General features: G+C 39.3%; 14 protein-coding genes and 1 other RNA gene. 5 read left to right on the top strand and 10 right to left on the bottom strand.

Features of this window, described 5'->3' with window-relative positions; genetic code table 11:
• Nucleotides 1-141: 141 nt before the first annotated feature.
• The 7 genes from BMX34_RS01785 to BMX34_RS01815 all read right to left on the bottom strand — a co-directional run bounded on the left by BMX34_RS01785 (nucleotide 142) and on the right by BMX34_RS01815 (nucleotide 6,435).
• Nucleotides 142-321, bottom strand: coding sequence for a hypothetical protein (locus tag BMX34_RS01785; protein WP_092570173.1), 180 nt, complete (start codon nucleotides 319-321; stop codon nucleotides 142-144).
• Nucleotides 322-801: 480 nt separating this feature from the next.
• Nucleotides 802-1,254, bottom strand: coding sequence for a D-aminoacyl-tRNA deacylase (gene dtd / locus BMX34_RS01790; protein ID WP_092570175.1), 453 nt, complete (start codon nucleotides 1,252-1,254; stop codon nucleotides 802-804).
• An 11-nt stretch (nucleotides 1,255-1,265) separates the two neighbouring features.
• On the bottom strand, nucleotides 1,266-3,482 hold the full coding sequence (locus BMX34_RS01795) for a RelA/SpoT family protein (RefSeq protein WP_092570177.1): 2,217 nt from the start codon (nucleotides 3,480-3,482) through the stop codon (nucleotides 1,266-1,268).
• 83 nt (nucleotides 3,483-3,565) lie between these two features.
• Nucleotides 3,566-4,213 (bottom strand): deoxyribose-phosphate aldolase, encoded by a 648-nt coding sequence (gene deoC / locus BMX34_RS01800; RefSeq protein ID WP_092570179.1) that lies wholly within the window; start codon nucleotides 4,211-4,213, stop codon nucleotides 3,566-3,568.
• Nucleotides 4,210-4,989, bottom strand: coding sequence for an RsmE family RNA methyltransferase (locus BMX34_RS01805; protein ID WP_092570182.1), 780 nt, complete (start codon nucleotides 4,987-4,989; stop codon nucleotides 4,210-4,212). The genes deoC and BMX34_RS01805 overlap by 4 nt, the downstream gene beginning before the upstream one ends.
• Nucleotide 4,990: 1 nt before the next feature.
• Nucleotides 4,991-5,932, bottom strand: coding sequence for a 50S ribosomal protein L11 methyltransferase (locus tag BMX34_RS01810; RefSeq protein ID WP_092570184.1), 942 nt, complete (start codon nucleotides 5,930-5,932; stop codon nucleotides 4,991-4,993).
• A gap of 8 nt (nucleotides 5,933-5,940) precedes the next feature.
• Nucleotides 5,941-6,435: a DUF3013 family protein gene (locus BMX34_RS01815; protein WP_092570186.1), complete on the bottom strand. Its 495-nt coding sequence runs from the start codon at nucleotides 6,433-6,435 to the stop codon at nucleotides 5,941-5,943.
• A gap of 188 nt (nucleotides 6,436-6,623) precedes the next feature.
• Between BMX34_RS01815 and gpsB the strand changes: the two genes are divergently transcribed.
• The 3 genes from gpsB to BMX34_RS01830 all read left to right on the top strand — a co-directional run bounded on the left by gpsB (nucleotide 6,624) and on the right by BMX34_RS01830 (nucleotide 8,568).
• Nucleotides 6,624-6,977 carry a cell division regulator GpsB gene (gpsB, locus tag BMX34_RS01820; RefSeq protein WP_092570188.1) on the top strand — a complete coding sequence of 118 codons (354 nt, stop codon included), beginning with the start codon at nucleotides 6,624-6,626 and terminating at the stop codon, nucleotides 6,975-6,977.
• 12 nt (nucleotides 6,978-6,989) lie between these two features.
• Nucleotides 6,990-7,358, top strand: an RNA gene (gene rnpB / locus BMX34_RS01825) — RNase P RNA component class B.
• 85 nt (nucleotides 7,359-7,443) lie between these two features.
• A complete protein-coding gene (locus BMX34_RS01830) occupies nucleotides 7,444-8,568 on the top strand; it encodes a THUMP domain-containing class I SAM-dependent RNA methyltransferase (RefSeq protein WP_092570191.1) in 1,125 nt (374 codons plus the stop codon).
• 138 nt (nucleotides 8,569-8,706) lie between these two features.
• On the opposite strand, the gene BMX34_RS01835 is transcribed toward BMX34_RS01830, so the two are convergent.
• The gene (locus BMX34_RS01835; RefSeq protein WP_159428813.1) at nucleotides 8,707-9,120 is read right to left on the bottom strand and encodes a ribonuclease HI family protein; all 414 of its coding nucleotides are present in this window, start codon (nucleotides 9,118-9,120) and stop codon (nucleotides 8,707-8,709) included.
• Nucleotides 9,121-9,164: 44 nt separating this feature from the next.
• On the opposite strand from BMX34_RS01835, the gene BMX34_RS01840 reads away from it, so the two are divergent.
• Nucleotides 9,165-10,127, top strand: coding sequence for a hypothetical protein (locus BMX34_RS01840; protein ID WP_092570195.1), 963 nt, complete (start codon nucleotides 9,165-9,167; stop codon nucleotides 10,125-10,127).
• Nucleotides 10,128-10,232: 105 nt separating this feature from the next.
• On the opposite strand, the gene BMX34_RS01845 is transcribed toward BMX34_RS01840, so the two are convergent.
• Nucleotides 10,233-10,649 carry a DUF2187 domain-containing protein gene (locus tag BMX34_RS01845; protein ID WP_310795417.1) on the bottom strand — a complete coding sequence of 139 codons (417 nt, stop codon included), beginning with the start codon at nucleotides 10,647-10,649 and terminating at the stop codon, nucleotides 10,233-10,235.
• Nucleotides 10,650-10,726: 77 nt separating this feature from the next.
• Nucleotides 10,727-11,635 (bottom strand): diacylglycerol/lipid kinase family protein, encoded by a 909-nt coding sequence (locus tag BMX34_RS01850; protein WP_092570198.1) that lies wholly within the window; start codon nucleotides 11,633-11,635, stop codon nucleotides 10,727-10,729.
• 223 nt (nucleotides 11,636-11,858) lie between these two features.
• On the opposite strand from BMX34_RS01850, the gene trhO reads away from it, so the two are divergent.
• The gene (gene trhO, locus BMX34_RS01855) at nucleotides 11,859-12,839 is read left to right on the top strand and encodes an oxygen-dependent tRNA uridine(34) hydroxylase TrhO (protein WP_092570200.1); all 981 of its coding nucleotides are present in this window, start codon (nucleotides 11,859-11,861) and stop codon (nucleotides 12,837-12,839) included.

Below are 12,839 nucleotides of genomic sequence, written 5' to 3' on the forward strand. Positions count from 1 at the left end.
CAAGTTTGAATTAGTCATTTAGTCTTTAAAATAATTTTTCTAAGGAGTAGCATTTATTTTTCTTTATCATATTAATAAAACACATATGAAAAGATACATATCCTCATTTCATATGTGTTATAAAATTGAAATACTTAGAATTTATTTTAATGGGTTAATAATTTTTTTATTTCTAGTCTTTGAATTTGTAATAAATTCAGATGTAAGTTCTTTAATAATGTTTTCATCATCGAAAAAAGCACATAATACTTCTAATTCAGAGTCATCTAAAACAAAAGGATATTCTTTATCAACATTTATCTCAGTTCTTCTTCTTCCCATAATATCCCTCCTTTCTCGTCGAATACGAATAATTCTGTAATTTCAATAACTAGTCGATATCATGTAAATATATCATTATAAAATTTAACGTAATAGCAATATACATATCATTCTATTTTAATATTTCTTATCTATTTTTATTATAATCTTATTTAGAAATTAATCAAACCAAATCATTTGAAACTTTCCATTTTAATATAGAAACTTCTATTTCTGAAAACAATATAAATATATGAAATAGTTTTTACTACAAAAAGATTTAGGACACATCAGTCTACCTATAAAAATAATAGATATTCTTCAAAGTTCTCGATTGACCAATAATATCTATGGCTTGCAAAATGTATGTCCAACAACAAAGGTTCAATTTATACGATAAAAACAAAATAAAAGGTGTCAGTGGATGTTTCTCACTGGCACCTTTTTGATGGCTAGAATATTTATAAAATGATAAAGATAAAAGGATTATGATTGCAAATACTATAAATCTTTTTGTTTAGAATCCAAGATAATCGTCATTGGTCCATTATTGCTGATATCCACTTGCATCGTGGCGCCAAATTCTCCGGTTTCGACATGGTGACCTTTGTCAACTAATTGTTGATTAAATAATTGATATAAGTCTTGGGCCAAGGCTGGATCAGCAGCTCGAACAAAGCTGGGTCGGTTGCCTTTGCGCGTGTTAGCATAGAGGGTAAATTGACTTATCGACAAGATTTCACCCTCAATATCTTTTAAAGATAAATTGGTCTTTCCCTCTGCATCTTCGAAAATTCTTAATTGACTAATCTTTCGTACCAGGTATTCAACGTCTTCTGGCCCATCCTCTTGGCAAACACCAACCAGGACGACCATCCCTTTAGAAATCTGGCCAATCACCCTTTGATCGACCGATACTTTACTGGCTAAACTACTCTGAATGACTGCTCGCACCTTATGCCTCCTTAACTTGACATCCGAAAAACTTCATAAATATCGGGAATATTGCCTAACTTGGTCATTAAATCATTCAGTTGGTCTTTGTTAGCAACCAAGACTTTAACTTGAATGACTGCTTGACTATCAGGATTATTGCGGGCATTGACACTAATCAGGCTTTTTACCGAATGATTAATGACATGAAGTACATCATTAATTAAACCAGATCGATCAAAGCCGATGATTTTCAGATCGGTCTCATAATCTTCCAAAGCTGCATCGCCCAGATCCCATTCAACCGGAATCGTCCGTTTCTGCAATTCGGGTTCACTTAACAAGTTCGGACAATCTTTACGATGGACTGAAATACCACGCCCTTTGGTAATATACCCTACAATTTCATCACCGGGTACTGGATTACAGCAACGACTAAGGCGAATCATTAAATTGTCAACGCCTTCGACCACTACCCCACTTTCGTGGACCGATTTTTGTCGCTGAACCAATTTCTGTTGGACAGCTTGTTGGTTTTTCTTTTCTTTATCAGGAGTTTGACTTTCTTGTTCAGTTGACTCACTCCGCCAACCTAAATAATTCACGATTGTGGTTGGATTTAATTCCCCCAAACCAATCGCTCCATAGAAATCAGCCATGGTGGCGAAATTATAACGCTGCATGAGATCTTCTTCGATTTTTCGTTTTTGAATATCTTTCAGGCTATGGTCATTGGCCCGTAATTCTTTGTCCAATAAATTCATACCCAGTTCACCATTTTCTTCCCGGTCTTTGACTTTGAAGAAGCGACGAATCTTATTCCTTGCTTTACTGGTTGAGGTAATTTTCAACCAATCGCGACTTGGACCATTAGAATTTGAGTTGGTTAATATTTCGACAATATCGCCATTCTTTAATTTATAATTTAACGATACGATATTGCCATTGACCTTGGCTCCTACTGTTTTGTTACCGATTTCCGTATGCACATGATAGGCAAAATCAATCGGACCCGAGCCACTTGGTAATTCAAATACATCCCCTTGAGGGGTGAAAATATATACCTGGTCTTTAAAAATATCTTCTTTAACAAAATCCATAAACTCGCGGGCATCTTTGGCTTCATCTTGTAAATCGACAATATCCTTAAACCATTTCAATTGTTTCTGGATATTATCATCGGAAGAAACCTTCTCTAACTTACCTTCTTTATAAGCCCAGTGTGCCGCCACCCCATATTCAGCAATCTCATGCATCTGATGGGTCCGAATTTGGATTTCGACCGGCTTACCTTTTGGACCAATCACCGTCGTATGAATCGATTGATACATATTTGCTTTCGGCATGGCAATATAATCCTTAAACCGACCTGGCATGGGTTTCCATTTGGTATGGACTGCTCCCAAGACGGCATAACAATCCTTAATGGTATCAACAATGACTCGAATCGCTAACAAGTCGTAGATGTCATCAAATTCCTTATGTTGATCCACCATCTTGCGATAGATTGAATAAATATGTTTAGGCCGGCCATACACCTCAGCATTAATATCAATATCTTTCAGTGATTCATAAATCTCTTCAATCGTTGCTTGAATATATTCTTCACGCTCAACCCGTTTGGTATCCATTTGCTTAACAATTCGATAATAAGCCGTAGGATTAATGTAACGTAAGGCGATATCTTCGAGTTCCCATTTGATATTAGACATCCCGAGTCGATCGGCCAAAGGCGCATAGACTTCAATCGCTTCTTGCGATTTTTCAATTTGTTTTTCCGGCTTTTGATATTTCATGGTCCGCATATTGTGCAGGCGGTCAGCCAGTTTAACAATAATCACCCGCATATCTTTAGCCATGGCTAGGAGCATTTTGCGGTGATTTTCAGCCAGAGCTTCTTGTTTAGATTTGAAGTTAATCTTCCCCAATTTGGTAACCCCATCGACAAGAAAAGCGACTGTTTCGCCAAATTGTTCCTGAATTTCTTCCATGGTGACCGGGGTATCTTCGACCACATCATGAAGAAATCCAGTGGCTACCGTCGCTGGGTCTAAATGAAGTTCAGCTAAAATACCGGCCACTTGAATCGGATGGTTGATATAGGGTTCGCCAGAGAGTCGCATTTGACCTTGATGGCTACGTTCTGCGTAATCAAGTGCATCTTTAACTAAGGCCAGGTTCGATTCACTCATGTAAGCCTGGCAGCTTTCAATCACTTGATTTGCACTTAATTCTAAATTTGTCGCCATCACGGTTCCCACTTTCTCATTTCAAACTATTAATCTTTATTATAACAAATTCCCTATCAGCCCCTCAAGTAGCAGTATCCCACTTAGGGTGCTTCGACAATTTCAATTCCTTTAGAGGCACCAATTCGAGTAGCTCCCGCTTGAATCATAGCTTCAGCTTGTTCTCGGTTAGAGACTCCTCCGGAAGCTTTGATGCCGATGTCAGGCCCCCCTGCTTGGCGCATCAATTGAATATCTTCAACACGCGCTCCGGCTGTTGAAAATCCAGTCGAAGTTTTAATAAAATCTGCGCCGGCGGCAGTCACAATTTTTGAAACTTTTTGAATTTCTTCCGCTGTTAACAAGCTAGTCTCAATAATGACTTTCACAATGACCTCTGTCGGTACAGCCTGGACGACAGCTTCAATTTCTTTTTTAACTTGATCTTCATGCTGGTCTTTTAACCAAGCAATATTAATGACCATATCAATTTCTTCTGCCCCCTCTTTCACGGCTTGGCTTGCTTCGAAAACTTTCACCGCCGTGGTATTGGCGCCGAGAGGAAAGCCGATAACAGTACAGACTTTGACTTCAGAATCTTTTAAAAGTTCACTGGCTAGGGATACCCAGCAGGGATTAACACAGACCGACATGAAGTTGTATTGCTTCGCCTCTTGGCAAAGTTGGGTGATTTGTGATTCTTGAGCGTCTGCTTTAAGTAAAGTATGGTCAATATATTTGTTTAGTTTCATGCTTTTTCCTCATTTCTTTCTATTAATTCCATTTGATAACTAATTAAACTCATTAAATAAGCGGGTGCGGTTTCTGCTCTTAGAATCCGCGGGCCTAAACTAATCGTCTTAAATTGAGCTTCAATCAATTGATTCGCTTCAACGGGATCGATTCCCCCTTCTGGTCCGAAGACCGCGAGAACCTCTTGCTTAGGGCTAAGCTGATTTAAATCATGAACCAAGCCCCCATGTTGACCAGATTTGGCCGTTTCCTCATAGGCCAACCATTTAACATCATAATCCGCACTAGATTGAATGAGTTCTGCCAAAGTCATTGGTGCTAGAATTCGCGGAATTTTTAATCGTTTAGCCTGTTGGGCTGCATTATTGGCAATTTTCTGCAAACGTTCAAGCTTTTGGGCTAGCTTATTGGCTGGCCACTGAACCACATTGCGCTCAAGCTTTAGTGGAATGATCGTCGTTGCTCCCAATTCAGTAGCTTTCTGCACTAGCCAATCCAATCGATCATTCTTACTAATCCCAACAGCTAAGCACACATTCACCGGCAACTCACTAATAGGGGTATCTAGGCTCTCTAATATAATAAGGTCGGCTTGCTTAGTCTCATTTGACTCCTCAACCTGGGCTAAATATAAGTGACCGGCTGAATCCACGATTTCGACCATATCGCCAGCTTTTGCCCGCATTACCTTGAATAAATGATGGTGATCCGTGTCCTCAAGTTCGACCAGTGAACTCGTCTCTAAACTACTTTCTGGTATAAAATATCTCTGCATCTTAGTCCTCAATTCGTTGATAGATATAACATAACCATTGTCCGGTAACAAAGCGGTGACTCAAGGAGAACGCATAGGCTTCCATGGCTTCTTCAATCTCTTGACCTTTGTCAACGAGTATGCCCGACAAGATTAGATACTTGCCGATGGCCAGTCTCTTCTCGGCATCCGCTAACATATTGACTAGAATATGGGGCAATATATTGGCCACAATGATATCCACTTGGTCTTCAAAGCCATGCATTAAGTCATTGACTTTGAAGTCTAATTTATTTTCATGAATTAAGCGATTGAGGGCCTGGTTCTCTTGTATTTTAAGATTTTCTTGGGCGGCATGAACCGCTTGTGGGTCTAAATCAAAGCCCCAAACCTGACTAGCTCCTAACGCACCGGCAATAAAACTCAAAATCCCTGATCCCGTTCCCAGATCCAGCACCCGATCGCCTTTACGTAGGACTAATTCCAGGGCCAAAGCTGATAGACGGGTGGTTTGATGGTTACCGGTGCCAAATGCTAGACCTGGATCAAGCTTAATCACAATTTCTTCTGGACTCGCCGCATAATCTTTCCATAAAGGGACAATCTTAATAAATCTTGAAAGATGTTCCACTTGATAATATTTCATCCAGTTGCGCTGCCAATCCTCTTCTTGGACGGTTTGATACTCTACTTTAAACTGAGGATAGGATGAATGGATTTGTTCAATAATTTGATTTAAATCGACTTGATCATCAAAATATGCTCTAATCATCGGGCTTTGACTTATGGGCTTGCTGACTGGTTCTTCTCGTATTTCACCAAATAAATTTAAATCGTTGTCTAAATATTGGTCAATTTCCTCATATTCGATACCTAGAGCCTGATATTCTGTCAGCAGATAAGTGACGTTCTCGATGACTAGCGGATCTTCTGTCAACAAACTTACTTCTATTTTATTCCACATAGTTGTCCTCACTCTTCTTTAAATAATAAACGATGGTCACTAAACAATTGTTTATCTTTCAATTGCTGACGAAGGGCCTCAAATTCCTGCGCATTCCATTCTAATGAGAAAGTTTGATTTGCTTTGTCTTCCTTTAGAAAGTTATACCAAGCAATCCTGACAGAAGCAGACAGGATTTTTAAATAGCGCACAATCGCCAAAGCATCTCCTTGACGAATTCCCTTATCCCAGTCGATGGGAAAAGCCATCAACGCTCCAGCCTTATCTAATTCAATTTCACGAGGATTATAAAAAACCACCGAAAATTGATAAAATATTTCTGGTTCAACACTTTCACCCTGATGATTATCCTCAAGATGGTAACCCTCTTCATTGGCCAAAGGACATTGCAGAACTAATTCAAAGTAAGATTCAGTTTGATCCCAGACCATAAACCATTGTCCATGAAAGTATTCTTCTTCCATCAGGTTTTTGATGAAATCATAAGCCCGCATTTGTATCATCTCATCACCTACTTATGCTTATTATGAAGCAATTTCTTAAATAATTCAATTATAGATATTTAACCCATTGATTTTTAAAATCTTTTGCACTAATATAATAATGATTTTAGAAATTTTGTATTTTTTTCAATTTCATAGTAAACTGAGAGATGTTAGATAGCAATCAATACAAATAAGAGGTGACGATATTGGCAGAAAAAAATCTGACAGCTAAAGATATCCTGCAGAAAGAGTTTACCAAAACCATGCGTGGATATAATACTGCTGAAGTAGATGAATATTTGGATAATATTATCCGTGATTATGATTCCTACCAGAAAGATGTCGTATATTTAAAAAATGAAAATGAACGCTTAATCTCAAAAGTTGACGAGTTGACGAAACAACTTGCACTGGCAAAGAAAAACGCCCCAGCAACGGTGGGCAGTGGCGTGACTAATTTTGATATTCTTAAACGCTTGTCCAATTTAGAAAAACATGTCTTTGGTTCAAAGATTGAGAATACAGATAACACCATCGACTATCATCAAACAAGATTATAAAATCAACGTGTAAATTTCAGGTAATCGCGGTCGTCTCGTCGAGATGGCTGAGGAAAGTCCATGCTCGCACAGACTGAGATGTCTGTAGTGTTCGTGCATAGCAAAGTCATAAGCTATGGTAACAAGATTTGTTAACGGCGGATGAAAGTCCTAAGGCTTAGCTAAGGGTCAGTAGTCTATAAAGTGCCACAGAAACGAGGCTTTCTAGAAATAGAAAGCGTGGAACGGGTAAACCCCTCGAGCGAGCAACCCAAACTTTGGTCGGGGCACCTCTATCATGCAGGAATTCAACTGGCTTAGAGGACACTTCGGTGTAGATAGATGATTACCCATTAGAATCTGGCCTATACTGATTCTAATGACAGAACATGGCTTATCGAAGTTTACATAATAGGCTTTGACTCTGTTTACAGAGTCTTTTTTATTAGATTTTTACAAGTTTATTATTCAAAGGAAAGGAAGACCTATGCAAACATATTCGCTAATAGCCACCTGCGCGGCCGGTATCGAGTCTATCCTCACTCAAGAGCTTAAAGATTTGGGTTACAGCACACAAACCGAAAACGGTCGGGTAAGATTTCAAGGAACGGCCAAAGATATTGCCTACACGAATTTATGGCTTCGAACCGCAGACCGAATTAAGATTTTGGTCGGCGAATTTCCGGCCCGTAGCTTTGAATCTCTCTTCGATCAAGTCTATGCCCTTGCTTGGCAAGATTTTCTGCCGATGGACGCCAACTTCCCAGTAAGTGGTAAATCAATCAAATCACAATTACATAGCGTGCCGAATGTCCAACGCATCAGTAAGAAAGCAATCGCCAAGAAGTTAATGGACTATTATCATCGACGTAGCCCTCTTCCTGAAACAGGTGCCCTATACCCGATTGATGTCGCCCTTCGCAAAAACCAAGTCGAAGTCAGCCTCGATACCAGTGGTTCTAGTCTGTTTAAACGGGGTTATCGCGCTGAGAAAGGCCAAGCCCCGCTCAAGGAAAATATGGCAGCAGCTTTGGTCAAACTTACCACTTGGTATCCAGATCGGCCCCTTTATGATCCAACCTGTGGTTCAGGAACCATTCTTATTGAAGCGGCCATGATGGCTCATAATATCGCACCTGGTTTATTCCGCCATTTTGCCGTGGAAGATTGGGAATATTTCCATCCTGAAATTTGGTCTGACCTGCGCCAAGAAGCTCGCCAAGCCCAGAATTTTGATCTGGACTTGGATATATTGGGGACTGATATTGATCCTAAGATGATTGAGATTGCTAAGCAAAATGCTGAAAAAGCTGGCGTTGCCGAAAGTATTCATTTCAAACAAATGCAATTGGCTGATTTCACCACCGATAAAGAATATGGAATTTTGATTGCCAACCCACCCTATGGCGACCGTATGCTTTCCACCAATCAAGTTCACCAACTCTATCAAGATATGGGAAATCTGTATCGTCCTCTGACAACCTGGAGTAAATATATCTTGAGTTCCGATGAAGCATTTGAAGAGTATTATGGCCAGAAAGCAACTAAGAAAAGAAAACTATATAATGGCGCAATTAAGGTTGATTATTACCAATTCTGGGGCAGTAAATAACATCAAAATATTTAGGTTTCCAAAATATTGATAAATACTTTTTTTATAGGCCCACTTGCTTACAAAATAATATCTTTTGCCCATTCTTTCGCAGATGTTATTGATTAATGACTTTCATATTTTCTCCAACCAGACCCTTTAAGCTAAAACAATAAACTTTCCTTGTTGGTTCAAAGCTTGACGGGCTAATTGATCGGCTCCCCTATTTTGTTTTTCCGGAATCCACTGACTTAAGAATAAAGGATAAGTTTCAATCCGAGCCAATATCTGATTAAGAATTGGCTGATACCGCTCGTCTTTAACATAATTTTTGTGTAGAGAGTCAATAACGAGTTGACTGTCAGAAAAATAGGAAATAATCGAGTCTTGCCACTCATTTTCCGCCAGAATTTTTAAAGCTTGGTCCATAGCCAGGAATTCAAGATAATGATTATCAGGAGCTTGACTTAGATAATACTTGTATTGAAACAGTTTTTGATGTTCAATGATAATACCTAAGCCTCCCGCTTTAGTTTGAGGCCGAAAAGCAGCATCTGTATATATTTTTATCATCATTAACCTCTTTCATGTTTATCTTAATTAGAGAAAGGATTATTATGGTTCAAATCAATCAATTTCCCGAACGATCAGAAGATTTTCTGAGAAAAGGACACCAAGCCCGAAGACAGGCTAAATTCGACCAAGCCCTCGAATATTACCAGAAAAGCTATCAACTGGAACCTACGGTCAGGGGTTTTGAAGAAATTATAGATTTAGCGTTTCATCTAGAGGACAATCAAACTTTGAAAGAATATTGGCAAAATTATGCCCCGAGTATCGAAGAATTTCATGATCATGAAGGCGTCTTCTTCTTATGGCTCGAGTCAATCGACCGAATCTACCCCTTATCAAGAGCGATAGATATTCTCAGCCAACAGATGATTATCTTGACCCAATTAGAGAGTCCTCAAGTTGGTAAAATTCAGCAAGCCTTGCAAAGCCGAATTAGTCTTAAAAATCAATTGAGTCAGATTCAAACTGACGATGTTCAGCAGATTCGCTCTTTTCTCGCTGACTTCCTCACCAAGCCCAGACAAGACCTGTTAGATCTACTTCAAAAAGTTTATCAATACGGGGCTAGTCCTCTTTTCTACCAAGAAATTCTAAAAGAACCGAAGATTGAAAATTTCATCAAAACTGATGTTCTTCATCACTTGATTAACTTGGACTGGGACTTTCCAGTCGAGTTGTCTTGGTTCAATGAAACGAAGCATGTTATGCCCAGCCAATTAACCGTATATTCTAAGCAAACAGCTTATCAAGATAATCTTAATGCACTAGAAAACTATTTCAACCGGGAGAATCCTATTTTCTACGATGAAGCCATCGATTTATTCCGCTTACATTATCTCTGTCTGTATCCCTACGCCGAGGAAATTTTGAACCCAGCCAAAGCCTGGCTCAATTATTTTCTTAAACATTATTTGTACATGAGGAATCGCCCCGTCCCTGACCACTTGGACCAATATATTCAACAAGCCGAAGTTGAATTACAGAATATTTTCCACTCTGAATATTGATGCCATATCAGCCAGTTTATCCGCGCACCGCACATGTATATTTAGTTTAATCAACAAAAAATCTCAGAAATTGCTGATTGACAATCAATTTCTGAGATTTCTTATTTAGTCTTGTTTTAGACTGTCTAAATCAATAATCTTTGGTTGGGGATCGAGAACTATACCATCATCTTCTGCTTGCGGAGGTAATTCAACAAAGGACACAATATCCTTAAAGTTGACAATGGTTCGATCTTCACATAGATCCTTCATGGCCGGATCGGACCGTTGCCAATAGATTTCAACCACCGCACTATTGGTTAAAAGTTTTGTAATAATACCGGTCATCGAACTTTCTCTAAATTTAAAAGTAATTTGATTGCCAATCTCAGGGCGAATATTGTCTTTGACCGCAGAAATTAAATCCATGCCTTCTTCATATGAGACATCCAATAAGGCAGCGATGCGCGATTTACTGGTTCCTCGTCTGAGTTCCCTTTCAATCAAGGCGCTTTGATTCTTGTTTAAGTTATTATCAGTCACATTGATCCCTCTCCTTGTCATACTACTAATAACTCAGCATAGTTATTATACCATACCTTGACAAGGATAGCGGACTTTTAGTCTTTAGCGCGAGGGACGTAGACGTTTAGAGCATTGGCTTCAACACTTAAATTCAATGGCAGATTAGGACCTGCATCCCCATCTACATTACTGGCTACCGGTGCTCCTTCCATTGATTCAATCAGAAATTCATGGTCTTTGAGAATTAATAATTTATCGGTCGGTAGATCGAGCAATTTATTTCCTAAGACAGCTACGCCCATTTCCAATAAGTTACTGTCCTTAAGAGCGGTTAAATACATTAGACCATCATTCACTTCAGCTTCCGTATTCATTTGTTCAAAGCCCCCCACCGAATTTGTCAAGCCAATCACTAAGATCGGTGTTTCAATCTCATGGATACGATCGCTAGAATCTTTGATCTTTAAACGATACGTTTGACCTTCAATGGCGGCGGCTAAACCATCGCGAATATAGGCTAATCGACCGATTTTATTCTTTTGATCAGATGAGGTATCGCCCACCGATTCTGCAATGGTGCCTATCGCAATCGTATTGACAAAATAAGATTGATTAATTTTGCCGATATCAATTTGTTGAGTCTCAACCTTTGCGAACTCGCGGATAAATTGGTCGGTATTTAAAGGCATATGGAGGGCACGGGCCAAATCATTAACTGTCCCCATAGGCACAAAGGAGAAATATGGCCTTTGATTCGGACTAGCCAAGATGCCAGCGACGGTCTTGTTAACTGTACCATCCCCACCCAAGCAAATTACCGTATCATAACCCTGATCAGCCGCTTGTTGCGCCCAATCAAAGGGATCATCCATATCTTCAGTTTGTCTTAACTCTACCTCCGATTGGTGACTCTGCACAAGGACCTTACGTAAGTCTTCGCCATATTTAACCGCTTGACCTTTACCTGAACCAGGATTAACAATTAATAATACTTTCTTAAGCATACTTGTACCTCTGTTCTTTATTTTTGTTCAACAATTACTTTACAAATCATTTACTAGCCGCATTCATTTAGCTAAATAATGATAAGCTATTCTGCTGAATGTAGGCTTCTCCTCCTCAGACTGTATCCGATTAAAGAATGATGAAACCTTGAGACCCTGTCAATAATTCGCTATAATATATCCTTAGAAATACTGTAGCTTGCAACTACAAGGAGGAAAATTTATGTCTAAACCTTATCGTGTTTTACTCTATTATAAATACCAACCCATTGAAAATCCAGAAGATTTTGTGGCCAAACACCTAGCCTTCTGTAAATCCATCGGGCTAAAAGGCAGAGTTCTAGTCAGCCATGAAGGTATCAATGGGACAGTGTCTGGTACTGTACACCAAACAGAAAAGTATATGGATTATGCTCACAGCTTGCCTGGTTTCGAAGACCTTTGGTTTAAGATTGATCAGGCAGAGGATTATGCCCACCGTAAAATGCATGTCCGCGTCCGCAACGAAATTGTCGCTTTAAATTTAGACAAGGATATCGATCATGATCCTAAAGAAATTACGGCGGCTTATCTGAGTCCGAAGGAATTTCACCAAGCGATTCTAGATGAAGATACCGTTGTATTAGATACGCGTAATGATTATGAGTATGATTTAGGTCATTTCCAAGGGGCGGTTCGGCCAGATATTCGTAATTTTAGAGAATTACCTCAATGGATTCTTGACCATAAAGAAGAATTTATGGATAAACGAGTGGTCATGTACTGTACTGGTGGAATCCGCTGTGATAAATTCTCTGGCTGGATGATGAAAGAAGGCATCGGCAAAGATATCGGTCAATTACACGGTGGTATTGATACTTATGGTAAAGATCCAGAAATCCGTGGCGATCTCTGGGAAGGCAAGATGTATGTCTTTGATGATCGCATTTCCGTACCGATTAACCATGTCAACCCTACGGTCATTGGTAAAGATTATTTCGATGGAAGTCCCTGTGAACGTTATGTAAATTGTGGAAATCCTGAATGTAATGAGCAGATCTTATGTTCTGCCGAGAATGAAGCCAAATATGTCCGCGGTTGCAGTCCTGAATGTCGCCGAAATCCTCGTAACCGTTATGTTGCCGAACATCATCTGTCACTAGAAGAATGGGAAAACCGCCTAAACCAAATCGGTGAAAGCCTAAAAGTTGATCATACTGCTTAA

Source organism: Ignavigranum ruoffiae (assembly GCF_900110675.1).
Lineage (GTDB): Bacteria > Bacillota > Bacilli > Lactobacillales > Aerococcaceae > Ignavigranum > Ignavigranum ruoffiae.

Excerpts from the sequence above, each read along its gene's own strand:
- BMX34_RS01835 (WP_159428813.1), bottom strand. The coding sequence starts at position 9,120 with ATGATAAAAATATATACAGATGCTGCTTTTCGGCCTCAAACTAAAGCG.
- BMX34_RS01805 (WP_092570182.1), bottom strand. The coding sequence starts at position 4,989 with ATGCAGAGATATTTTATACCAGAAAGTAGTTTAGAGACGAGTTCACTG.
- deoC (WP_092570179.1), bottom strand. The coding sequence starts at position 4,213 with ATGAAACTAAACAAATATATTGACCATACTTTACTTAAAGCAGACGCT.
- BMX34_RS01795 (WP_092570177.1), bottom strand. The coding sequence starts at position 3,482 with ATGGCGACAAATTTAGAATTAAGTGCAAATCAAGTGATTGAAAGCTGC.
- trhO (WP_092570200.1), top strand. The coding sequence starts at position 11,859 with ATGTCTAAACCTTATCGTGTTTTACTCTATTATAAATACCAACCCATT.
- BMX34_RS01850 (WP_092570198.1), bottom strand. The coding sequence starts at position 11,635 with ATGCTTAAGAAAGTATTATTAATTGTTAATCCTGGTTCAGGTAAAGGT.
- BMX34_RS01840 (WP_092570195.1), top strand. The coding sequence starts at position 9,165 with ATGGTTCAAATCAATCAATTTCCCGAACGATCAGAAGATTTTCTGAGA.
- BMX34_RS01785 (WP_092570173.1), bottom strand. The coding sequence starts at position 321 with ATGGGAAGAAGAAGAACTGAGATAAATGTTGATAAAGAATATCCTTTT.
- BMX34_RS01815 (WP_092570186.1), bottom strand. The coding sequence starts at position 6,435 with ATGATACAAATGCGGGCTTATGATTTCATCAAAAACCTGATGGAAGAA.
- BMX34_RS01810 (WP_092570184.1), bottom strand. The coding sequence starts at position 5,932 with ATGTGGAATAAAATAGAAGTAAGTTTGTTGACAGAAGATCCGCTAGTC.
- BMX34_RS01830 (WP_092570191.1), top strand. The coding sequence starts at position 7,444 with ATGCAAACATATTCGCTAATAGCCACCTGCGCGGCCGGTATCGAGTCT.